The organism is Bacillus sp. FSL M8-0277 (assembly GCF_037975305.1).
GTDB lineage: Bacteria > Bacillota > Bacilli > Bacillales > Bacillaceae > Bacillus > Bacillus pumilus.
In genome coordinates, this window is sequence record NZ_CP150255.1 from 1,883,479 (window position 1) to 1,908,012 (window position 24,534).

The following is a 24,534-nucleotide window of genomic DNA, read 5'->3' on the forward strand; positions in this document are numbered from 1 at the left end:
TGAAGCGTTTGATCCGGTAATCAGCCCTACTTACCAAGTAGGGCAAGTAGTGACCTTTAATGGCAGTACGTATGTAGTAAATACTGCACCACCGACAGGTACACCAGATACTTCCCTAGACTACACATTACTGGCTGCAGCAGGATCAACTGGAGCTACCGGGCCAACGGGAGTTACTGGTGCCACTGGAGTTACCGGGCCTACTGGAGCTACTGGAGCTACTGGTGCAACCGGAGATACCGGTCCTACTGGAGATACCGGGCCTACTGGAGCCACTGGTGCAACCGGAGATACTGGTCCAACGGGAGTTACTGGTGCCACTGGAGTTACCGGGCCTACTGGAGCTACTGGTGCAACCGGAGACACCGGCCCAACTGGTGATACTGGTCCAACTGGAGTTACTGGTGCTACTGGTGATACCGGGCCTACTGGAGCTACTGGAGCTACTGGAGTTACTGGTGCGACTGGTGATACCGGCCCTACTGGAGTTACTGGTGCCACTGGAGATACCGGTCCTACTGGAGATACTGGTCCTACTGGTGATACCGGTCCTACTGGAGTTACTGGTGCGACTGGTGATACCGGCCCTACTGGAGTTACTGGTGATACTGGTGATACTGGTCCAACGGGAGCCACTGGTGTAACCGGAGATACCGGTCCTACTGGAGCCACTGGTGCAACCGGAGTTACTGGTGCCACTGGAGATACCGGTCCTACTGGAGTTACTGGTGCGACTGGAGATACCGGTCCTACTGGAGCCACTGGTGCAACCGGAGACACCGGCCCTACTGGAGTTACTGGTGCTACTGGAGTTACTGGTGCAACCGGTGATACCGGGCCTACTGGAGTTACTGGTGCCACTGGTGATACTGGTCCTACTGGACCAACAGGTGCAACCGGAGATACCGGTCCTACTGGAGCCACTGGTGCAACCGGAGATACCGGGCCTACTGGAGTTACTGGAGTTACTGGTGCCACTGGTGATACTGGTCCTACTGGAGATACCGGGCCAACGGGAGTTACTGGTGCAACCGGAGCTACCGGGCCTACTGGAGCCACTGGTGCTACTGGAGCTACCGGGCCTACTGGAGCTACTGGTGCAACCGGAGATACCGGCCCTACTGGAGTTACTGGTGCTACTGGAGATACCGGTTCTACTGGTGCCACTGGTGATACTGGTCCAACTGGAGCTACCGGCCCTACTGGAGCCACTGGTGCGACCGGAGATACCGGCCCTACTGGAGTTACTGGTGCTACTGGAGATACCGGTTCTACTGGAGTTACTGGTGCCACTGGTGATACTGGTCCTACTGGAGCTACCGGCCCTACTGGAGCCACTGGTGCGACCGGAGATACTGGTCCAACTGGAGCTACCGGCCCTACTGGAGCCACTGGTGCAACCGGAGATACCAGTCCTACTGGTGATACTGGTCCTACTGGAGTTACTGGTGCCACTGGTGATACTGGTCCTACTGGAGATACCGGTCCAACGGGAGTTACTGGTGCAACCGGAGATACTGGTCCTACTGGAGCTACTGGAGCTACTGGTGCAACCGGAGCTACCGGTCCTACTGGAGCCACTGGTGCAACCGGAGCTACCGGTCCAACTGGAGCCACTGGTGCAACCGGAGCTACCGGTCCTACTGGAGCCACTGGTGCAACCGGAGCTACCGGGCCTACTGGAGTTACTGGTGCGACTGGTGATACCGGTCCTACTGGACCAACAGGTGTAACCGGAGCTACCGGTCCTACTGGAGCTACTGGTGCGACAGGTATCACGGGTGCAACTGGTCCTACTGGGGCGACAGGTATCACGGGTGCAACTGGTCCTACTGGGGCGACAGGTATCACGGGTGCAACTGGTCCTACTGGGGCGACAGGCATCACGGGTGCAACCGGTCCTACTGGGGCGACAGGCATCACGGGTGCAACTGGTCCTACTGGCGCCACTGGTATCACGGGTGCAACCGGTCCTACTGGGGCGACAGGCATCACGGGTGCAACTGGTCCTACTGGCGCCACTGGTATCACGGGTGCAACTGGTCCTACTGGCGCCACTGGTATCACGGGTGCAACTGGTCCTACTGGCGCCACTGGTATCACGGGTGCAACCGGTCCTACTGGGGCGACAGGCATCACGGGTGCAACTGGTCCTACTGGGGCGACAGGCATCACGGGTGCAACTGGATCTACCGGAGCCACTGGACCAACCTCACAAATTTTCTTTGACCAAACAGCAACACAGCAGCAAGTATTTCCTCCGTTGAATTCAGAAATAACAGTACTCACTTTTACAGTTCCTGTAACAAGTGGTCAAAGAGTAAAGATTGACCTATCAGCAAATATTACAGCTAACACTACAGCGAATTATAGTATAAGTGGAAATACTCGATTAAGGAGAAACGGAACATTGTTAACAGAAGTTCCTTTCTTTAGATCAGGATCAGGCGCAGGGGCACAAAGCTTTGTAGTTTCCACCACTTTCGTTGATACTGTAACTAGTACGGGTAATAATGTATATACTGTTAATATCATTATTACAGCACAGTCAAATATAACAACAGTTAACACAGATACTCGAGCTGCAAATGCTGTAAGATATGTATAAACAAAACGCATAAAGGCTTTGGCCTTTATGCGTTAAGGCTGTCGAAAAAATCTAGACAGCTTTATTTTTTTCCTTAAAGTTTCCATTCCCCCATTTTATAATAGAGAAAGCAACACCTTCCATATTATGGTGTTCCGCCAGCCAGTATCTATGATAACCCCACTTCTCCGCCTTTTTTGCTAAATCCATACTATGTTCAAAAGATTCCTTAATAGTGCCGCCTTCTGTCACAGAGGATAAATTTACATAAAACAATTTAACTTTTAAATAATTTGATTCGATAAACTTCGAAATAAAAATATCATTTAACTTAATTCCGCTTTTTAAATTTCCACATAGAATAAAATATTAACTTGTAGGAGATGGGGGAATTTGTATAATCAGTACGACAACAAATGTCCCTTTTGCGGAAAAAAGCATGATTGGCAACCTCATTACAGAAAATCTCGTCACGATAGACCTCTATTTGATGACTGCCCTCTTCTTAAACGAGAATGTAAAAAGAACAAAGTTGTTAAACATCACAGCACTTGTGCTAAAGCAAAAGGACGGAAAAAAACAAATAATAAAATTGTAAAAAGAGGTCCTACTGGAGCCACCGGAGATACCGGTCCTACTGGAGTTACTGGTGCCACTGGTGCAACCGGAGCTACTGGTGCAGGGTTAACAGGTATTGAAGCGTTTGATCCGGTAATCAGCCCTACTTACCAAGTAGGGCAAGTAGTGACCTTTAATGGCAGTACGTATGTAGTAAATACTGCACCACCGACAGGTACACCAGATACTTCCCTAGACTACACATTACTGGCTGCAGCAGGATCAACTGGAGCTACCGGTCCTACTGGAGTTACTGGTGCCACTGGTCCTACTGGAGTTACTGGTGCAACTGGTGTAACCGGAGATACCGGTCCTACTGGAGCAACCGGAGTTACTGGTGCCACTGGAGTTACCGGTCCAACTGGAGCCACTGGTGTAACCGGAGATACTGGTCCTACTGGAGCTACTGGTGCCACTGGAGATACCGGTCCTACTGGACCAACAGGTGTAACCGGAGATACTGGTCCTACTGGAGCCACTGGTGCAACCGGAGATACTGGTCCTACTGGAGATACCGGTCCTACTGGAGTTACTGGTGCAACCGGTGATACTGGTCCTACTGGAGATACCGGTCCTACTGGAGTTACTGGTGCTACTGGTGATACTGGTCCTACTGGAGCTACCGGTCCTACTGGACCAACAGGTGTAACCGGAGATACTGGTCCTACTGGAGTTACTGGTGCCACTGGTGATACTGGTCCTACTGGAGCCACTGGTGTAACCGGAGATACCGGTCCAACTGGAGCTACTGGAGCAACCGGAGATACTGGTCCTACTGGAGTTACCGGTCCAACTGGAGCCACTGGAGATACCGGTCCTACTGGACCAACAGGTGTAACCGGAGATACTGGTCCTACTGGAGCCACTGGTGCAACCGGTGATACTGGTCCTACTGGAGATACCGGTCCTACTGGAGTTACTGGTGCAACCGGAGATACCGGTCCTACTGGAGTTACTGGTGCGACTGGTGCTACTGGTGCGACTGGTGATACCGGCCCTACTGGAGTTACTGGTGCGACTGGTGATACCGGTCCTACTGGAGTTACTGGTGCCACTGGAGATACCGGTCCTACTGGACCAACAGGTGTAACCGGAGATACCGGTCCTACTGGAGCTACTGGAGCAACCGGAGATACTGGTGTAACCGGAGATACCGGTCCTACTGGTGATACCGGTCCTACTGGAGATACTGGTGCGACTGGTGATACCGGTCCTACTGGACCAACAGGTGTAACCGGAGATACTGGTCCTACTGGAGCCACTGGTGCAACCGGAGCTACTGGTCCTACTGGAGCTACCGGTCCTACTGGAGTTACTGGTGCTACTGGTGATACTGGTCCTACTGGAGCTACCGGTCCTACTGGAGCTACCGGTCCTACTGGACCAACAGGTGTAACCGGAGATACTGGTCCTACTGGAGCCACTGGTGCAACCGGAGCTACTGGTCCTACTGGAGCCACTGGTGCAACCGGAGCTACTGGTCCTACTGGAGATGGACCAACAGGTGTAACCGGAGCAACCGGTCCTACTGGAGCCACTGGTGCGACTGGTGATACCGGCCCTACTGGAGTTACTGGTGCGACTGGTGATACAGGTCCTACTGGAGTTACTGGTGCGACTGGAGATACCGGCCCTACTGGAGCCACTGGTGCAACCGGAGATACTGGTCCAACGGGAGCCACTGGTGCCACTGGAGATACCGGTCCTACTGGACCAACAGGTGTAACCGGAGCTACCGGTCCTACTGGAGTTACTGGTGCAACCGGAGCTACCGGTCCTACTGGAGCCACTGGTGCAACCGGTGATACTGGTCCTACTGGAGCCACTGGAGCAACCGGAGATACTGGTCCTACTGGAGATGGACCAACAGGTGTAACCGGAGCTACCGGTCCTACTGGAGCTACTGGAGCAACCGGAGATACTGGTCCTACTGGAGTTACTGGTGCCACTGGTGATACTGGTCCTACTGGAGCCACTGGTGTAACCGGAGATACCGGTCCTACTGGAGTTACTGGTGCAACCGGAGATACCGGTCCTACTGGAGTTACTGGTGCGACTGGTGCTACTGGTGCGACTGGTGATACCGGCCCTACTGGAGTTACTGGTGCGACTGGTGATACCGGTCCTACTGGAGTTACTGGTGCAACCGGTGATACTGGTCCTACTGGAGATACCGGTCCTACTGGAGTTACTGGTGCTACTGGTGATACTGGTCCTACTGGAGCTACCGGTCCTACTGGACCAACAGGTGTAACCGGAGATACTGGTCCTACTGGAGCCACTGGTGCAACCGGAGCTACCGGTCCTACTGGAGCCACTGGTGCAACCGGAGATACTGGTCCTACTGGAGATGGACCAACAGGTGAACCGGAGATACCGGTCCAACTGGAGCTACTGGAGCAACCGGAGATACTGGTCCTACTGGAGTTACTGGTGTTACTGGTGCCACTGGTGATACTGGTCCTACTGGAGCCACTGGTGTAACCGGAGATACCGGTCCAACTGGAGATACTGGAGCAACCGGAGATACTGGTCCTACTGGAGTTACCGGTCCAACTGGAGCCACTGGAGATACCGGTCCTACTGGACCAACAGGTGTAACCGGAGATACTGGTCCTACTGGAGCCACTGGTGCAACCGGTGATACTGGTCCTACTGGAGATACCGGTCCTACTGGAGTTACTGGTGCAACCGGAGATACCGGTCCTACTGGAGTTACTGGTGCGACTGGTGCTACTGGTGCGACTGGTGCGACTGGTGCGACTGGTGATACCGGCCCTACTGGAGTTACTGGTGCGACTGGTGATACCGGTCCTACTGGAGTTACTGGTGCCACTGGAGATACCGGTCCTACTGGACCAACAGGTGTAACCGGAGATACCGGTCCTACTGGAGCTACTGGAGCAACCGGAGATACTGGTGTAACCGGAGATACCGGTCCTACTGGTGATACCGGTCCTACTGGAGATACTGGTGCGACTGGTGATACCGGTCCTACTGGACCAACAGGTGTAACCGGAGCCACTGGTCCTACTGGAGCCACGGTGCAACCGGAGCTACTGGTCCTACTGGAGCTACCGGTCCTACTGGAGTTACTGGTGCTACTGGTGATACTGGTGCTACTGGAGATACCGGTCCTACTGGACCAACAGGTGTAACCGGAGATACTGGTCCTACTGGAGCCACTGGTGCAACCGGAGCTACTGGTCCTACTGGAGCCGGTGCAACCGTACTGGTCCTACTGGAGATGGACCAACAGGTGTAACCGGAGATACCGGTCCTACTGGAGTTACTGGTGCGACTGGTGCGACTGGTGATACCGGCCCTACTGGAGTTACTGGTGCGACTGGTGATACCGGTCCTACTGGAGTTACTGGTGCCACTGGAGATACCGGTCCTACTGGACCAACAGGTGTAACCGGAGATACCGGTCCTACTGGAGCTACTGGTGCGACTGGTGATACCGGCCCTACTGGAGTTACTGGTGCGACTGGTGATACCGGTCCTACTGGAGATACCGGTCCTACTGGACCAACAGGTGTAACCGGAGATACCGGTCCTACTGGAGATACCGGTCCTACTGGTGATACCGGTCCTACTGGAGTTACTGGTGCGACTGGAGTTACTGGTGCAACCGGAGATACCGGTCTGGAGATACTGGAGCCACTGGTGATACTGGTCCAACTGGACCAACGGAGTTACTGGTGCAACCGGAGATACCGGTCCTACTGGAGATACTGGAGCCACTGGTGATACTGGTCCAACTGCGAACCGGAGTTACTGGTGCAACCGGAGATACCGGTCCTACTGGAGATACTGGTGCGACTGGTGATACCGGCTCTACTGGAGCCACTGGTGCAACCGGAGATACCGGCCCAACTGGAGTTACTGGTGCGACTGGAGTTACTGGTGATACTGGAGATACCGGTCCTACTGGAGTTACTGGTGCGACTGGTGATACCGGCCTTACTGGAGCCACTGGTGCAACCGGAGCTACCGGTCCTACTGGAGCCACTGGTCCTACTGGTCCTACTGGCCCAACTCAAACGGCTCTTTATGCCGGAAATACAACGGGGCCTACAATCATTACTGTTCTTGGTGGTACGAACATTGCTTTACCAAGTAATCAAAATATCAATGGATTTGCACCGAATGGTTCAAATGATACTTTTACTGTACAACAAACAGGTAAATACTATATCACATACCAAATTAATACAACAGTTGCACTTTTAGTTAGTGCACGGCTACTTCTTAATGGAGCCACTGTCATCCCAGGTTCTATTCAATCACCGGTGGTCTCAACCACATTTATCAGTAACACATTGATTGTGAATTTAACTGCTGGAAATACGATATCATTGCAATTGTTTGGGGCAGTTGTAACAGCTATTTTAATTGGTGGAGGTGCAACCGGGGCATCCCTAACAATCATAAGACTCAGTTAACGAAAAAAAGAAGGGCTACTTTAGCCTTCAGATTGTAGAGAAACTCATGTTTTTCTACAATCGTTAGGTTGAATAAAAAAGGCATCCCACACACGTTTTGTTTTCCTCTCAACCGGCAATAGCGAAGCCCATGCAGTTGTTTTGAATCTGCAAGGCTTCGCTCTATTTTTCTTTTCTTTTTTTATATAGCTCTTTTCCAGAGGCAGACAGACGATTTTGTCTGATCTTTTCTTGTGTTCCTCTCCCATACATGTCTGGAGATCACTTTTTGATGATTTTTCGATCTTGTACAGCTCTCAAGGAAAGAGATGGAAAATATCTAAGAAAAAAATAAAGCTGTCGAGATTTTCTCGACAGCATGAGAAAGGCTTTTTCAGCCTTTCTTTTTTATGTCTTCTATGACATTTATACATTGTTCAATATCATCAGATTGTAAGAGGTGAAAAATAGATTGGATGACGGTAAACTCTAAATTCCACCATTCTAATAACTGAAGTTTTTCGATGATTTCAGATGAAAACCGGTATTTCATGAGCTGCTGCGGATTTCCTGCGGCAATCGCATATGGGGGCACATCTTTTGTGATGACACTATTTGCACCAATCACTGCTCCGTTCCCTATACATACTCCTGACATGATTGTTGCTCCATAACCAATCCAGACATCGTGTCCTATGTGGACATCTCCTTTTGACTTTGGATGTCCTTTAATGTGAGAAGCTTCCTTGAAAATTTGATTAAACGGATACGTTGTGGCCCAATCTGTACGGTGTTCACCGCCAAGGAAAATTTTGACTTCGTTTGCGATGGAACAAAACTTTCCAATGTTTAATGTTGTTCCTTCCCCCCACGTCAGCACTTGGAAATCTGGTCCGGCATAAGAAAAATCACCGATATTGTACGCACTCAGTTCACTTCTTTGATTCAAATACATAGAAGATCAGACCTCCTGAAAAGTGATAGATCTTCGTATGTATATGCTGCTTCACACTTTTACATTATGACTGCACTAGCGCTACAATCTGTTTTTTCTTCCATACGAGCTGATAGTAGCCGTATTGAAGGAGTAAGTTCACGAAAAAAGCCGCAGGATAGCCAATCCAGATGCCCTTGATGCCAAGGGTTGTGTGGTGCGATAGCACATAAGCGACTGGTACTTCTACAAGCCAAATGGAACAAATACTAAAGATCGTTGGCCATAGCACTGTTCCGCTTGCTCTCATCGTGGCTGCAACAATTTGGGCTGTTCCAAAAATAAGATAGCTCCATAATGTAATGACAACTAAGCTATAGGCAATGTCAATCGTCTTAGAATCTGTTAAAAAGATAGATAAAATCTGCGGTGCGAAGAGATAAACAATGATAATAATGAATCCGCCTATGGCAAAATTGAGTCCTAGCCCGATTTTTATCACATCTTTCAATCGGTTGATATTCCCTGCGCCGATGAATTGTGCTGCAAAGATAGAGACCGCAATGCCAAGACTCACCGCCGGCATCTGCACATAGCTCACAACTTGATTGACAACACCATAGGCAGCAGTCGCCTGTGATCCATAATCATTGACAAAGGAAATAACAGCAATTTCTGATAAAGAAATAAGGATCATATTAATGCTCGATGGAATGCTGAGTTTTAATAATGTTTTTAGTAGATCCCCTTTCATCAATAAATGCTTTCTAACCGATGCATCGATGCGAAGCGGGTGTTTTGTTTTATATAAGTAGATATGTAGAATAATAAACGTCACAATGGTTGAAATCACAGAAGCATACGCAGCACCGTATAAACCAAATGCCGGCAGTCCCAGCCAGCCAAATAATAAAATCGGCAGCATCAAAATATTCGTTGCCGTACTAATCATTAAGAAATAAAAAGGCGTTTTTGAATCCCCTGTCCCTCGCAGGAAAGTCGTGTAAACAAAATAAAGAAATAAGATCGGCATTGAGATGAATAGAATTCTGGCATAAGCCGCACTTTCCTCCACGATATTCGCAGGTGTTCCCATGAGGTTTAAGATATCCGTTGCAAAAAAACCTCCAATGATTGCTAAAGAAAGTCCGATCAAAAAAGTGAATGAAAGCGTTGTGCCAATAATTTCTTTTAATCTTTGTTCATTTTTTGCTCCATACGCTTGTCCAATAAGGATTGAACTTCCCGATCCAATTCCGATGGAAAAAGAAACGAGTAAAAAGAAAAGCGGAAAGAATGCAGAAATGGCAGCTACTGCATCCTCTCCAATCCATCTGCCGACAAGGACGATGGATACAAGCTGTCCGATTGATTGCAAAATATTGCTAAGCAAAAGCGGGACGAGAAAAATGGACATGGTTTTTACTAAAGATTGATTGTTATCTAACGTCATGATGGTTCTCCTTCTCTATCTAAAGATTCTCAGCTAAAATGCTAACAATGTGGTCTTCTATCTCTTTCCCTTTCTCGTCATCAACAAGATGATTTAATAAAATGGAAAAAGCGACCGTCTTTCCGCTCTTCGTGTCAATATATCCAGAAAGTGTACTGACCGTAGTTAATGAACCTGTTTTTGCACGTACTTTTTCTAGTGTAGCTGGTTCTTTCAACCTGTTTCTTAACGTCCCTCCCACCATTCGTTCACTTGCCCCTGCTAACGGAAGCGCATGTTCATAGGTCTTAAACCATTTTTCCTTTTGAATGTTTGTTAAAAAGAACGTGAACTGGTTGGCAGAAACAAGGTTAATAGGTGAGATGCCTGACCCATCTCGCAGCACTGCAAGAGATGGATCGATGCCGAATGCAGGAAGCCGTTCATTCATCACATCCAGTCCATCTTCAAAGCTCCCTTTGCTTTTCACTTGTTTTCCAAGTTCCTTCAGCAACATTTCTGCATGGGTATTGTTGCTGAGTTTCATCATGGGAACAAGGAGCTCTGATAAAGGCATCGATGAATGGGTGGCAATTTTCTTGGCTTTTTTAGGAACTTGTTTTATTTTAAGCGGTCCTTTTACGTGAATCCCTTCCGCCTTTAACGCTCGTTTCATTAAATCTAACGCATAAGAGGATGGCTCCCATAATGCTACCCATTGTCTAGATACACTCGCTTTCACCGGAATGGCGCCAGTCAAAGTGATTTTGTTAGTGCCGTGAGAGCGCCTAAAAGAAATCTTCTTTTTCCCTTCTTCTGGCACGGTTTTTACTTGATTGATGACTTGAGGGACAGAAGTCTTCGGAATCATGTCATAGGTTGCTTTTTGCCCAGCTTTTTTGCCTGGCTTTACTTCGAGAATCACGGTTCCTGCATCATAATCTTGATTCGGTGAAGCCGTGAGAGCAGAGATTTGTGCACCGTAATATTGATCCTCATCACTCCAAGGTAAATCAATCGAATATCTTGTGTCATCATACCATGTATCGTCTGCCGCAAGCTGTCCGCGAATTGTATGTATTCCGGCCTTTTTCACTTGTTTGGCAAGTGCTGCAAAATCCTCTTCTAATAAAGTCGGATCCCCGGTACCGCGTAGATACAGGTTGCCATGTAACGTTTTCTTTTGAATAGAACCATCTATCCAGATGTCTGTCGGGAATGTGTGTGTTTCTCCTAGTATATCAAGGGCGATGGCTGATGTGAGCAGTTTCATATTAGAAGCAGGAGTAAGACGAATATCGGCTTGATGTTCATAAAGAAGAGAGGAGTCAGAAGTATCGCGGACGCTGATGCCAGAGATCGCGCCCTCTAAATCAGGTGCTGTTCGTATAAATTCATCTAAAGCTGTCACCCACGGCAGTGAGTCGTCACGAGCTGTAAGTTGATCATCTTTTGCTGAAAAAGGGAGAAATAAAATCGACAGGATACATATGTGTAAAAACAAGATCTGTGAAAAACGCTTCACGCAATCCCTCCTTTTTAGTCGCAGCCAATTTTAGAAGAATATGTTCATTATACACAAAAGAACGTTTGTTCTCAAAGGTTTTTTAAACAGAAAAGTCAGCTTTCTTTGACGAAAACTGACAAGCTCTTTACCTTTTTTCTGGATTCCAGCCATCGGTTCCGCTAAGAACAGCTTGCACTGTGATTTGACTTGCTTCGTTTTTCGTTAAAATACTGGACCATTTTACGCGGTTTGCTGCGTTGCTTCCTGCTCCTGTCGATCCATATTCTTTATATCTTGCTGTTCTTTCGTTATCACGGTTATCCCAGTTATGCCAACCCTCTGCCTTAATATGATCATCCATATTTGTATAGAGGAATGTCACAGCAGAATGAGGCCGCCACGGACGTCCTAAATATACCGATTGAGCAGCAGCCGTCCCCTTTTTGAGCGTAGAATCGATGAATACATATCCATACTTTTGCGCTTCTGTTGTGGATGCTGCAGTAATATATCCATTTCCAAGACTTTTTATTTCAGCTCTTTTAAACACGGCTGTGGCTGATCCAAAAATAAAATCGACCGTGCCTTCGATATAGCAGTTTTCATAATATTGCCGGCCTGTACCTGTTGCATAAAGTGTATCTTGATACCCTAAAACTCGTATTTGTTTAAACGCAGCCCGGTCACCGGACACGTACAGTGCAACCGCCTGACCAGCATGTCTGCCAGCCGTATTTTGAAAGGTGATATTTTCTGCATAAAAGTCGTTCGCACGAATCATTGTGCTTGAGCTATTTGTTGTGCTGCCAGTACTTGCATTTGTATCATGATACGTCAGAATCGTCTTGTATTGGTCTTCCCCGATAAAGGACACGTAAGGTTTATTTTGCGGAAGCAGGATTTTTTCTTTATACACACCATTTTTAATATAGATCGTTACGCGCTGTTGATTGTTCACTGGAATCGCATCAATGGCAGACTGAACGGTTCGAAACGAGCCATTTTCCTTTTGATCGACCACAAGAACGCGATTTGTTTGATTCTGATGTCCGGCTGCTTGAAGTGAAGCTGAGTTCAATAATAATAAAGACAAGATGACTACAAGCCATACCTTTCCATACTTCATCGTGCATCTCCTCCTCTTTGTGAACGTTTTCAATCAAACATTCTTTTTGATCCTATTCATGACACGCACAAAAAAACACCCACTTATAGATGTTATGGATGTTTTTTGGACTTTTCATATTTCATTGCATAAATCCCTTCATTTTCAATCCATTCACAAAATAGAACGTCTCGATAGGAAGAAATGTGCTGCTTTTTTAATTGCTCACTCAGCCATGTTTCATCGAAGCCAGCTTCTTGTAAATCTTTTTTTAAAATTTCACCGTCAATAATAAACGTTCTAGGTAATTTGACTTCTTTTCCCTTCACGTTCACATCTTCTGCGGTGGCTGTTGCGTATTTCATTTTCGGAAGAACGCTCACCGAGCCGTCTGTTTCCAAAATGGCATATTCAATTTCATTCAAAGCAAAATGACCCTTCGCGCGAATCAGTGTCTGCAGTTGATTGAGATCAAGCATATTTTTCTTTAAACGTTTGTAGTGAATCTTCCCTTGATCAATGACAAGTGTCGGTCTTCCTTCTAAAAAGGCTCGAATACCTTTAAAGCGCTGTGAAAACCATTCAACTGTATAGAGAAGAACGCCCCATACCGCAACAGCAAACAAAATGTGCTGAATCTTGACTTCTGGGTCAAAAATGGCGTTTCCGACCATTTCGCCTAAAATCAGTGCAGAAATAAAATCAAACGGCGTGATTTGTGCAAATTGTGTTTTCCCTAATAATTTTATTATAGAAAATAAGGCAAAAAATCCGATAAACAGTTCAATCAAAATATTAAAAAATGGCACAAACATACCTTCCTTTCAAAGTGCATTTACCTACAGCATGCACATGAAAGGAAGGATCTAAACCGTTTACAAAGTAAAACGTCGTCTACCTCAAGCAATGAGTCATATACTTTGACGCATCCATGATCTGGTGCTTGAATGTCACCTCATGAAAGATGGATTTTCAAATCAGCTCACTGCCTAGAGCGGAAAAAAGTGATAGTAAATCAAACCATATCTGAATCATAAAAAGCCATGATCACTATTGGATCATGGCTTTTCTTTATATGTGTAAACACCCTTTGTTTGACCTATTTTGGCAGAACCGAACTCCCCATTAAATAACGGTCTACCTCGTGCGCCACTTGTCTGCCTTCATTAATTGCCCAGACAATCAAGCTTTGCCCGCGTCTTGCATCTCCCGCTGCAAATACGCCTTCTACATTTGTTGTATACTCCCCATACGTTGCGTCAATGCGATTGTTTTTGCTGTCCACGCCAAAGTGTTTCACGAGTGGCTGTTCAGTTCCCTCAAAACCAATTGCAATAAAGACTAGCTGAGCCGGCCATACCTTTTCTGTCCCTGGAATCTCATGAAATTCAAACTTCCCTTGTTCGTTTTTCACCTTTTCCATTTGAATCGTATGAAGCTCTTTTAATTTCCCATTTTTGTCTGCCACAATTTTTGTGGTTTGAATGGAATATTGACGCGGATCTTCCCCGAATTTTGCTTGTGCTTCTTCATAAGCATAATCGAGTGAGAAGACGTAAGGCTGTTCAGGCCACATGTTATCCCCTACACGTGTATCCGGAAGCTTCGGATGCTTCCCGAACTGAACAACACTTTTTGCTTTTTGGCGAAGTGCAGTTGCAACGCAATCTGCACCTGTATCTCCCCCGCCAATGACAATCACGTCTTTTCCTTTTGCATCAATGAAGTTTTTGTCTTTAAATCCTGAATCCAGCATGCTTTTTGTGGCGAGGGTCAAATAATCCATCGCTAGGTGAATCCCTTTAGCTTCCCGGCCTTCAATCAACAGGTCACGCTGCTTTTGTGCACCTGTACAAAGGATAACCGCATCAAACTGCTCTTTCAGTTCATCGGCAGTGACATCGACGCCAATTTCTGTGTTCGTTACAAAATCAATGCCTTCTTGTCTTAGCAGTTTGACTCTTCGTTCCACTACTTCTTTGTCCAGCTTCATGTTTGGAATGCCGTATGTCAGCAGTCCGCCAAGGCGATCAGACCGTTCGAACACTGTGACGGCGTGGCCTGCTTGGTTTAATTGATCAGCACTTGCAAGTCCTGCTGGTCCTGAGCCGACAATGGCAATCTTCTTGCCTGTACGGCTTGAAGGAATTCTCGGTGTGATCCATCCATTTTCAAAGCCTTTATCAATGATGGTGCGTTCGATATTTTTAATCGAAACAGCTGGATCATTGATGGCGACTGTACATGACCCTTCGCAAGGCGCTGGACACACTCTCCCAGTAAATTCAGGGAAATTATTTGTTTTTTGCAGTCTTTCGAGCGCTTCTTTCCATCTGCCTCGATACACAAGGTCGTTCCATTCTGGAATTAAATTGTAGATCGGGCAGCCTGACACACCGCCTTTGATCTCCATCCCAATTTGACAAAACGGTGTGCCGCAATCCATACATCTAGCGCCCTGCTTCTTCAATACGTCATCTGTATAAGGAGCTGAATATTCTTTCCAGTCATTTTGACGAGTGAGAGGGTCACGTTCATTTGGCTTTTCTCTTTTATAATCCATAAAACCTGTTGCTTTGCCCATTGTCCTCTCCCCTTTCTTAATGAGCGAGGGCTGCTTTTTGCCCGTTTGCCGTTTCTTGATTTTTCGGTTTTGTGTTTGCTTCAAAGGCATACATGACCGCTTCCTCATGACTAAGGCCCGCTTGTTTTTGTTCTTCAATGCTTTGAAGCATCATTTTGTAATTTCTCGGAATGACCTTGATGAATTGATCCTTTTCTTGCGCCCAGTTTTCTAAAAGTGCCGAAGCTTTTGCGCTGTTTGTATAGTGAAGGTGCTCTTGAATCAGCTGTTTCACTTCTTGCTCTTCATCGTGATCTGTGAGTTTTTCAAACATGATCATTTCCATGTTGCACATTCTTTTGAACTGTTTCGCATCGGATGTATGGACATAAGCTACGCCGCCAGACATTCCTGCGCCGAAGTTCTTTCCGACGTCTCCTAAAATGACGACACGTCCGCCAGTCATGTATTCACAGCCGTGATCACCGATTCCTTCAACAACCACCTGCACGCCTGAATTACGAACGGCAAAGCGCTCACCTGCACGCCCGTTAATATAGGCTTTTCCACTTGTCGCTCCGTAGAATGCGACGTTTCCAACAATGACGTTTTCATGTCCATTTTGTACAAAGTGATCAGATGTTTTGACCGCAATTTTGCCTCCAGAGAGTCCTTTGCCGATATAGTCATTTGAATCACCTGTTAAATAGAGAGACATGCCCTTTGGCACAAATGCGCCGAAGCTTTGTCCTGCGGAACCAGTGAACCTTAGTGTGATCGTATCCTCTGGCAAGCCTTCTTCCCCGTAGCGTTTAGACACTTCACTTCCAGTAATGGTTCCGGCCACACGATTGATATTGCGAATATTCAATGATAGATCAACCGGTGTTTGATGATTCAACGCTTCCTGTACATAAGGGAGGATTTCATTCATATCCAGTGATTCATCAATTTTATGATTTTGCGGTGTTCTGAATGTACGAGCTCCTTCTGGCTGATAAAGCAGTGTTTCAAGGTCTAGCTGGCCTGCTTTCCAGTGAGCTTTTGCTCGTTCGCTAACTCCTAGAACATCCGTGCGTCCAATTAATTCATCCATTGATGTAAAGCCGAGCTCCGCTAAGATTTCTCTTACTTCCTCTGCAATAAACATCATGAAATTCACAATATGGTCAGGGTTCCCCATGAATTTTTTACGAAGCTCTGGATTCTGTGTAGCGACGCCGACTGGGCAAGTATCTAAATGACATGCTCTCATCATCACGCAGCCCAATACGACAAGTGGAGCTGTCGCAAAGCCATATTCTTCTGCTCCTAATATCGCAGCCATGACAACGTCGCGACCAGTCATTAACTTTCCGTCCGTTTCAAGAACGACTCTCTCGCGAAGGCCGTTTAACACAAGGGTTTGATGCGCCTCTGCCAAACCGAGCTCCCAAGGAAGTCCTGTGTGTTTAATACTCGTTTTCGGCGAAGCTCCTGTGCCGCCATCGTATCCACTGATCACAATGACATCCGCCGTTCCTTTTGCAACACCTGCTGCAATCGTACCAACGCCTGCTTTAGACACAAGCTTGACGCTGATGCGGGCATCACGGTTCGCGTTTTTCAAATCATGGATCAGCTGCGCTAAATCCTCGATGGAATAAATATCATGATGCGGCGGTGGTGAAATCAATCCGACGCCTGGTGTAGATCCGCGTACATCGGCGACCCAAGGGTATACTTTATTTCCTGGCAGCTGTCCGCCTTCTCCAGGCTTTGCCCCTTGTGCCATTTTAATTTGCAGTTCATCTGCATTGACCAAATAATGACTCTTTACGCCAAAGCGGCCAGAAGCAATTTGTTTAATCGCACTTCTGCGATCATCGCCGCGTTCATCAACTGTAAAGCGTGCAGGATCTTCTCCGCCTTCTCCGCTGTTACTTTTACCGCCAATTCGGTTCATGGCAATCGCAAGTGCTTCGTGCGCTTCTTTACTTAAAGACCCAAATGACATGGCGCCTGTCTTGAATCGGCGCACGATGGATTCAGCAGATTCAACGTCTTCCAAACGAACTGGTTTTTGTTTTGGCTGGAAAGCAAATAAATTTCGAAGGAAGCCGATTCTTTCTTCGTCCGCTGCCTTTGTATATTGCTTAAATAGATCGTAATCTTCATTGCGACATGCCCACTGAAGCGTATGGATCGTTTTTGGATTAAAGGCATGGTGCTCACCATTTTTTCTCCACTGGAAGTCACTTCCTGATTCGAGTGTTTGGTCAGTCGCTGCCTGATACCCTGCTTCATGACGAAGTTTTGCTTCATGTGCAATGGTCTTAAGGTCAATCCCGCCAAGCTGAGAAGCTGTTCCCGTGAAATACGCCTGAATGACGTCTTCACTAATACCAACGGCTTCAAAGATTTGGGCTCCTCTATAGCTTTGCACAGTGGAGATTCCCACTTTAGACATGACTTTGACGACACCTTCGGTTACGCTTTTACCAAACTTTGTGACTGCTTCATCAAAGCTGAAAGAGATCGCTTCTTCTGCAATCAGCTGTTTGTACGTTTCATACACAAGATAAGGATGGATTGCATCTGCTCCGTAGCCAATCAGTGCGGCAAAATGATGAACCTCTCTGACTTCTCCAGATTCAACGATCAGACTCACCTTTGTCCGTAAGCCTTGACGAACAAGATGCTGATGCAGTGCACTTAGCGCTAGAAGTGGTGGAATCGGCACTTTTTCTTCCGTCATTTCACGATCGGAAAGAATTAATAAAGATACACCTTCGCGGATCGCTTTTTCCGCCTCTTCAAACATCGCATCCAGCCCGCGCTTTAAATCATCGGTGAAAAGAGTATGAATCGTTTTGCTTTTAAAGGCATTATGAACAATTGTTCTCAAACCGTTAAACTGCCCGCTTGTTAAGACGGGTGTATACAGTTTAATTCGTCGGCATGAATATTCATTCGGATGTAAAATATCTCCTTCAGCACCTAACCACGTCATCGTAGATGTCACAAGCTGCTCACGAATGGCGTCAATCGGCGGGTTCGTCACTTGTGCAAACAGCTGCTTGAAGTAAGAAAACAGAGACTGCGCACGATCTGATAACACAGCAAGCGGAGTGTCGCTTCCCATTGAACCGATTGGGTCCTTGCCTTCTTCTAGTAAAGGAATTAAATACTTTTGAATGTCCTCGTACGTATAATGGAAGGCACGCTGGCGCGTCAATAAATCATCCATTATACTAGAATTTTCTGAATTTTCTTCCGAGCGATTGACGTGCACCATTTCTTCATCAAGCCATTTTTGATAAGGAAGTTCATTCGCAATCGTCGATTTCACTTCTTCGTCAGAAATAATTCGCCCTTCTTCTAAATCAATTAAAAGCATTTTACCTGGCTCAAGACGATCTTTATACTTCACATCCTCTTCATTTGTGTCGATCACACCGACCTCAGAAGAGAAAATGATATGATCATCATTTGTGACATAGTATCTTGCCGGTCTTAATCCGTTTCGGTCTAAGATGGCTCCGATTTGTTTACCATCAGTAAAGGAAATAGCTGTTGGCCCATCCCACGGCTCCATAAGAGAACTATGGTATTCATAAAATGCCCGTTTTTCTTTCGACATGTGCGTGTTTTCAGTCCATGGCTCTGGAATCAGCATCATCGCTGTATGAGCAGGTGTTCGGCCTGCAAGCACAAAGAATTCAAAGGCATTGTCTAGAATGGATGAATCACTTCCGTCTGCATTCAGCACTGGCAAAATCTTGTCTAAATCGTCTCCGAAAGCTTCAGATACGAATTGTTGTTCTCTTGCTCTCATCCAATTGATGTTTCCTCTTAATGTGTTGATTTCACCGTTGTGAATCAAATAGCGGTTTGGATGGGCTCTTTCCCATGTAGGAAATGTATTTGTACTAAATCGTGAATGAACAAGTGAAAATGCAGAAACAAATGTTTCATCCTGAAGATCAAGATAAAAAGCATCGACTTGATCTGATGTTAAAAGCCCCTTGTATACAATGGTTTGACTCGACAGGCTGACAAAGTAAAATTGCTTTTCCTCTGCTGTCCCCCAGTTCTCAGCCTGCTTACGAATGACATATAATTTTCTTTCAAATGACAAACGATCTATGATCTTGTCATTTGCCCCGATAAAGACTTGCCTCACAACCGGACAGCTCTTCGCTGCGACAGTACCAATTTTCCCGGCATCAATAGGAACTGTTCTCCAGCCAATTAATGTTTGACCTTCTTGTTTAATGAACCCGTTGATTTTTTGCTCGATGGCTTGGCGCGTTTTCTCGTCATCCTCTTTTGAAAAGAAGACCATTCCTACCCCGTAACGGCCCTTTTCAGGAAGTGCAAAGTCTTTGCAGCTTTTTCTAAAGAAAGCGTCTGGTAGTTGTACCATTAAGCCGGCACCATCACCTGTATACGGATCACTGCCTTGCCCGCCGCGGTGATCAAGCTGGCACAGCATTTGTAATCCCTTTTTGACGATGCTGTGTGTCGCTTCCCCTTTTAAATGAGCGTACAGTCCGATCCCACATGCATCATGTTCAAATTCAGGACGGTAGAGACCTTGTGGTTGTGGTAGTTGATTATAAGTCATCGTTTCTCTCCCCCGTTTAAAAGATCCGTTTTTTCACAGTAATAAAATCTCACAAACTCTGTAACTTATTTTAAGTTTTCAAATTAATATAAACAATATATAATTTAGATGAAAACAATCTCTTTTTGAGATAGATGGGTGTGAAGTGTAAAAATGGAGCTTCGTCAGTTACGTTATTTTGTAGAAGTCGCAGACCGTGAACACGTGTCAGAAGCGGCTGAAAACTTACATGTTGCCCAATCTGCGATCAGCCGGCAGATTGCGAATTTAGAAGAAGAGCTTGGAGTGGCCTTATTCGAACGAGAAGGACGAAATATCAAATTAACGAAGATCGGCAGACAATTTTTAGATCATGTCAGAACGGCTCTAAAAGCCATTGATTATGCGAAAGAACAAATTGATGAATATTTAGATCCACACAAAGGAACCGTCAATATCGGCTTTCCTACTAGCCTAGCAAGCCAAGTGCTACCTTCTGTCATTTCCGCCTTTAAACAGGAATACCCAGAGGTCGATTTTTTACTTCGTCAAGGATCCTATAAATTTCTCATTGAAGCTGTAAAAAATCGAGATATTGATCTCGCCTTTTTAGGACCCGTACCGACAAACGATCCTCAAATAGAAGGACATATTTTGTTTTCAGAAAGCATTTATGCCTTGCTGCCTGTCAGCCACCCCTTTAGCGGACAAAGGAGTATTCATTTAAGTGATTTAAGAAAAGATCATTTCGTGTTATTTCCGGAAGGATATGTCCTGAGACAAATTGCGGTTGATGCTTGTAAGCAGGCAGGTTATGAGCCAACCATTTCATCAGAAGGAGAAGATTTAGACGCCATTAAAGGTCTCGTATCGGCGGGTATGGGCGTTACCTTATTACCCGAAAGCGCCTTTTATGAAACCACACCGCGCTTTACAGTGAAAATTCCGATCGATTTTCCGCAAGTGAGAAGAACGGTTGGAATTATAGCCTCTAAATCACGAGAAATGTCACCTTCTGCTCATGATTTTTATGTGTTTGTGAAGGATTTCTTTTCTAAAATTGAACAATATAAATAATTCATTAAAACAAGACATTTCATTTGTGGAAATAATCCCTCTTTGTATATGATGGGTTACAGAACAACACACTATATGGAAGAAAGGTATTCGTATGAAATCAATTTTATCGTTTTTAAAGCCGTATCGGCTATCCGTTGTGTCCATTGTGATCCTCACCTTTTTAAGCAGTATGCTCCAGCTGTATTTACCGACACTTACGGCAGATATCGTCGATGTCGGGATCGTCCAAGGAGATATTGCTTACATATGGAAGGTTGGCGGCTGGATGGTGGCCTGTTCTTTACTTGCCATCTTACTCACGATCTGGAAGTCCTACTTGTCATCAAAGACTGCACTTGGCTTCGGGCGTGATATGAGAAGACAGCTATTTGTGCATGTCGAACAATTTTCATTAGAAGAATTTCAAAAGATCGGAACGTCTTCCTTTATTACAAGATCAACAAATGATGTAAAACAAGTCCAAGATGTCACGATCATGATTTTACAAATGATGACGAGAGCCCCGCTTATGCTTGTCGGCGGAATTATTTTAGCTGTATCACGCGATGCTGTCCTGTCTCTCATCTTTTTAGCAGCACTTCCCCTTCTTGGCGGATTTATCTATTTGGTGTCGAGAAAAGCCATTCCGCTCTTTGGCCAGCTTCAGAAAAAAACAGACCGGCTGAATTTAATTATGCGAGAATCTCTTTCAGGCATCCGGGTCATTCGTGCTTTTAACCGAGTAGATGATGAAAAGGAGCGTTTTCAAGAAGCCAACACATCCTACAAGGATACCGGCCTTAGAGTCAACCGTTTAATGGCTTACTTGTTTCCATTTATGCTGATTATCATGAACTTCACGAATATCGGCATTGTCTGGCTAGGTGCAAACCGAATTGATGCCGGAGAGATGGAAGTAGGGAATCTCATTGCCTTTATCCAATATGCGATGATGATTTTGATGGCACTGATTATGCTGTCGATGAGTTTTATTATGGTCCCAAGAGCACAAGCATCAGCTAAACGGATGAACGAAGTGTTAAACATGGAACCGAAAATTCAAGACAATGAAGGAACGGTTCCTGACCTGCGCGCGCCAGCACAATCCATTCGCTTTGAGGATGTGTCATTTTATTACTCAAATGCTGAAAAACCGGCGGTTCAAGATATTACATTTGAAGCCAAAACTGGCGAAACGACAGCTATTATCGGAAGTACAGGTTCAGGGAAAACCACCCTTCTCCAGCTAATGACGCGCTTTTACGAAGCAACTGAAGGCCGGATTACACTAGATGGTGTAGACATTAGAGAGCTGCCTCAGGAGAAACTAAGAGGCCAGATGGGCTATGTTTCTCAAAAAGCGGTTTTATTTAGTGGAACCATTGCCGATAATGTGCGCTTCGGCAGGCAGAATGCAAGCGATGAAGACGTCTGGCAGGCGCTGCGAACGGCGCAGGCAGAAGAATTTGTTTTGCAAAAAGATGGCGGCATCGATGCGGAAATTGACCAGGGTGGATCGAATCTATCTGGCGGTCAAAAGCAGCGTCTTTCTATTGCAAGAGCGCTAGTGAGAAAGCCGTCATTCTATCTGTTTGACGATAGTTTCTCAGCACTTGATTACAAAACAGATGCGAAGCTTCGGGCATCATTAGAAGCTGAAAAAGCGCATGCAGCCCTCATCATTGTGGCGCAAAGAATCAGCACAGTGAAGCATAGTGATAAAATCATCGTACTAGATGATGGGAAAATCGCAGGTATCGGAACACATGAACAATTACTGAAGGAGAACCTTGTCTATCAAGAGATTGTTGCATCACAGGAAGGTCAGGAGGTGAAGCGAGGATGAGTAAAAAAATGTCTTCCGGCATGGGCCATAAAGGCGGCCACCCTAGAGGACCTGTCGCAAAACCAAAGGAATTTAAGAAAACACTGCTTCGTTTGATTGGCTATTTAAAACCAAGGAAGATTCAATTGATCATTGTCTTCATTGCAGCAGTCGGTTCAACCGTCTTTAACGTCATTAGTCCAAAGCTGCTCGGGGATGCCACCTCTTCCCTGTTTGACAGCTTTACACAAGGAACAGCTGTTCAATTTGATGTCATTTCACGAATCTTATGGCTGCTTGTCGTGCTATACGTCGTTGCTGCTCTCTTTTCATTCGTTCAGCAATATGTCATGGCGGGTGTCTCCCAACAGACCATTGCTGAATTACGGCAAGAAGCAAATGACAAGCTCACACGTCTCCCCCTTCGGTATTTTGATAAAACAACCCACGGGGACACGCTGAGCCGTGTAATGAATGATATCGATAATATTAATACTTCGCTTCAGCAGGCACTCACCCAAGTGATTACATCTGTCATCACAGTCATTGGGATTGTCGTCATGATGCTATTGATTAGTCCGCTGCTAACCTTGCTTGTTTGTTTAACGCTGCCGCTCAGCCTGTTTGCGATTCGCGGCATTACGTCATTTTCTCAAAAGCATTTTAAAGCGCAGCAAAAAGAGCTTGGGATGATCAATGGCCATATTAATGAAATGTTCACAGGGCATCAGACAGTTCGTGCGTATGGCTACGAAAAGAAAGCGATCGATACATTTGATCAATTAAACGAGCAGCTGTATGAATCATCAAGGAAAGCACAGTTCATTTCTGGCTTAATGATGCCAGTGATGACGTTTATCGGGAACCTCGGCTATGTGGCAGTCAGTGTAGCCGGCGGTATTCTTGTGATTAACGGGAATATTCGTGTCGGAGATGTGCAGGCGTTTATCCAATACACGCAGCAAATGTCTCAGCCGCTAGTGCAAGCATCAAGTGTCGCCAACTTGGTTCAATCAGCGATTGCTTCTGCTGAAAGGGTGTTTGAAATCCTGGATGAGGAAGAAGAAAGTACCGAGGAAGATGCAGCAATTGATCTTGAATCACTTTCAGGCGATGTGAGCTTTGAACAAGTTCAATTCGGATATGAAAAAGACCATCCAATTATTAAAGATTTGACTTTAGATGTAAAAGAAGGTCAAACGGTTGCGATTGTTGGGCCAACAGGCGCAGGAAAAACAACCATCATCAATCTTTTAATGCGTTTCTATGAATTAGATCAAGGCTCTATCCGCATCGGCGGTGTCAAAACAACTGACCTCAGCCGTCATCAAGTACGCGACTTATTTGCGATGGTTCTTCAGGATACGTGGCTTTTTGAAGGGACGATTCACGACAACATTGCCTATGGCAGGCAGAACGTCTCAAAAGAGGATGTCATTAAAGCCGCCAAACATGCTTATGCTGATGACTTCATCCGCACGCTTCCAGACGGATATGACACACTCTTAACAGAAGATGCCGGCAACCTGTCTCAAGGTCAGCGTCAGCTGTTAACCATTGCCCGTGCGATTTTATCTGATCCAAAGATCTTAATATTAGATGAAGCGACGAGCAGCGTAGATACACGGACAGAGATGCACATTCAAAAAGCGATGAATGAGTTGATGAAAGGCAGAACAAGCTTCGTCATTGCACACAGACTTTCGACGATCAAGGATGCCGACCTTATTCTAGTCATGAAAGATGGCACCATCATTGAAAAAGGAACGCACAGCGAACTCTTAAAACAAAATGGCTTCTATGCAGACTTATATATGAGCCAATTTACGGAGAATCAAGTGGGTTAAATATAAAAAAGGATAGACACGCATCCATGCGGTCTATCCTTT

12 protein-coding genes and 3 pseudogenes are annotated in these 24,534 nt (G+C 45.9%); 5 read left to right on the top strand and 10 right to left on the bottom strand.

Translation table 11 applies throughout. The features are described 5' to 3' along the window. The first annotated feature begins 130 nt into the window (after nucleotides 1-130). Nucleotides 131-2,608, top strand: coding sequence for a hypothetical protein (locus tag MKZ05_RS09305; RefSeq protein ID WP_339162401.1), 2,478 nt, complete (start codon nucleotides 131-133; stop codon nucleotides 2,606-2,608). Between the two features lie 102 nt (nucleotides 2,609-2,710). Here MKZ05_RS09305 and MKZ05_RS09310 read toward each other — a convergent pair. Together MKZ05_RS09310 and MKZ05_RS09315 are read right to left on the bottom strand one after the other, a co-directional pair. Beyond that, nucleotides 2,711-2,890 (bottom strand): annotated as a pseudogene (locus tag MKZ05_RS09310) (LLM class flavin-dependent oxidoreductase); the annotation flags it as partial. Nucleotides 2,891-3,402: 512 nt separating this feature from the next. After that, a complete protein-coding gene (locus tag MKZ05_RS09315; RefSeq protein WP_339162402.1) occupies nucleotides 3,403-5,523 on the bottom strand; it encodes a DUF4573 domain-containing protein in 2,121 nt (706 codons plus the stop codon). 48 nt (nucleotides 5,524-5,571) lie between these two features. Between MKZ05_RS09315 and MKZ05_RS09320 the strand changes: the two are divergent. Next, a pseudogene (locus tag MKZ05_RS09320) lies at nucleotides 5,572-7,653 on the top strand (hypothetical protein); the annotation flags it as partial. Nucleotides 7,654-7,756: 103 nt separating this feature from the next. Here MKZ05_RS09320 and MKZ05_RS09325 read toward each other — a convergent pair. The 8 genes and pseudogenes from MKZ05_RS09325 to gltB all read right to left on the bottom strand — a co-directional run. Next, nucleotides 7,757-7,945 (bottom strand): annotated as a pseudogene (locus MKZ05_RS09325) (transposase); the annotation flags it as partial. Between the two features lie 81 nt (nucleotides 7,946-8,026). Continuing rightward, complete coding sequence (locus MKZ05_RS09330) at nucleotides 8,027-8,587, bottom strand: CatB-related O-acetyltransferase (protein WP_212046019.1); 561 nt, start codon at nucleotides 8,585-8,587, stop codon at nucleotides 8,027-8,029. Nucleotides 8,588-8,651: 64 nt separating this feature from the next. Next, entirely contained in the window at nucleotides 8,652-10,019 is a 1,368-nt protein-coding gene (locus MKZ05_RS09335) for an MATE family efflux transporter (RefSeq protein ID WP_310025011.1), read from the bottom strand. Nucleotides 10,020-10,038: 19 nt separating this feature from the next. Then, complete coding sequence (dacB, locus tag MKZ05_RS09340) at nucleotides 10,039-11,523, bottom strand: D-alanyl-D-alanine carboxypeptidase/D-alanyl-D-alanine-endopeptidase (protein ID WP_310025009.1); 1,485 nt, start codon at nucleotides 11,521-11,523, stop codon at nucleotides 10,039-10,041. Between the two features lie 127 nt (nucleotides 11,524-11,650). Continuing rightward, the gene (locus MKZ05_RS09345) at nucleotides 11,651-12,631 is read right to left on the bottom strand and encodes a pectinesterase family protein (protein WP_310025007.1); all 981 of its coding nucleotides are present in this window, start codon (nucleotides 12,629-12,631) and stop codon (nucleotides 11,651-11,653) included. A gap of 92 nt (nucleotides 12,632-12,723) precedes the next feature. Further along, nucleotides 12,724-13,425 carry a DUF421 domain-containing protein gene (locus MKZ05_RS09350; protein WP_170966009.1) on the bottom strand — a complete coding sequence of 234 codons (702 nt, stop codon included), beginning with the start codon at nucleotides 13,423-13,425 and terminating at the stop codon, nucleotides 12,724-12,726. Between the two features lie 284 nt (nucleotides 13,426-13,709). Continuing rightward, on the bottom strand, nucleotides 13,710-15,194 hold the full coding sequence (gene gltD / locus MKZ05_RS09355; RefSeq protein ID WP_106032542.1) for a glutamate synthase small subunit: 1,485 nt from the start codon (nucleotides 15,192-15,194) through the stop codon (nucleotides 13,710-13,712). Nucleotides 15,195-15,210: 16 nt separating this feature from the next. Continuing rightward, nucleotides 15,211-19,782, bottom strand: a complete 4,572-nt coding sequence (gltB, locus tag MKZ05_RS09360) for a glutamate synthase large subunit (RefSeq protein WP_339159882.1) — start codon at nucleotides 19,780-19,782, stop codon at nucleotides 15,211-15,213. A gap of 153 nt (nucleotides 19,783-19,935) precedes the next feature. Between gltB and MKZ05_RS09365 the strand changes: the two genes are divergently transcribed. The 3 genes from MKZ05_RS09365 to MKZ05_RS09375 all read left to right on the top strand — a co-directional run bounded on the left by MKZ05_RS09365 (nucleotide 19,936) and on the right by MKZ05_RS09375 (nucleotide 24,492). Then, nucleotides 19,936-20,838: a LysR family transcriptional regulator gene (locus MKZ05_RS09365; RefSeq protein ID WP_050943953.1), complete on the top strand. Its 903-nt coding sequence runs from the start codon at nucleotides 19,936-19,938 to the stop codon at nucleotides 20,836-20,838. Between the two features lie 94 nt (nucleotides 20,839-20,932). Then, complete coding sequence (locus MKZ05_RS09370; RefSeq protein WP_339159885.1) at nucleotides 20,933-22,666, top strand: ABC transporter ATP-binding protein; 1,734 nt, start codon at nucleotides 20,933-20,935, stop codon at nucleotides 22,664-22,666. Further along, entirely contained in the window at nucleotides 22,663-24,492 is a 1,830-nt protein-coding gene (locus MKZ05_RS09375; RefSeq protein WP_339159888.1) for an ABC transporter ATP-binding protein, read from the top strand. The genes MKZ05_RS09370 and MKZ05_RS09375 overlap by 4 nt, the downstream gene beginning before the upstream one ends. Nucleotides 24,493-24,534 lie beyond the last annotated feature (42 nt).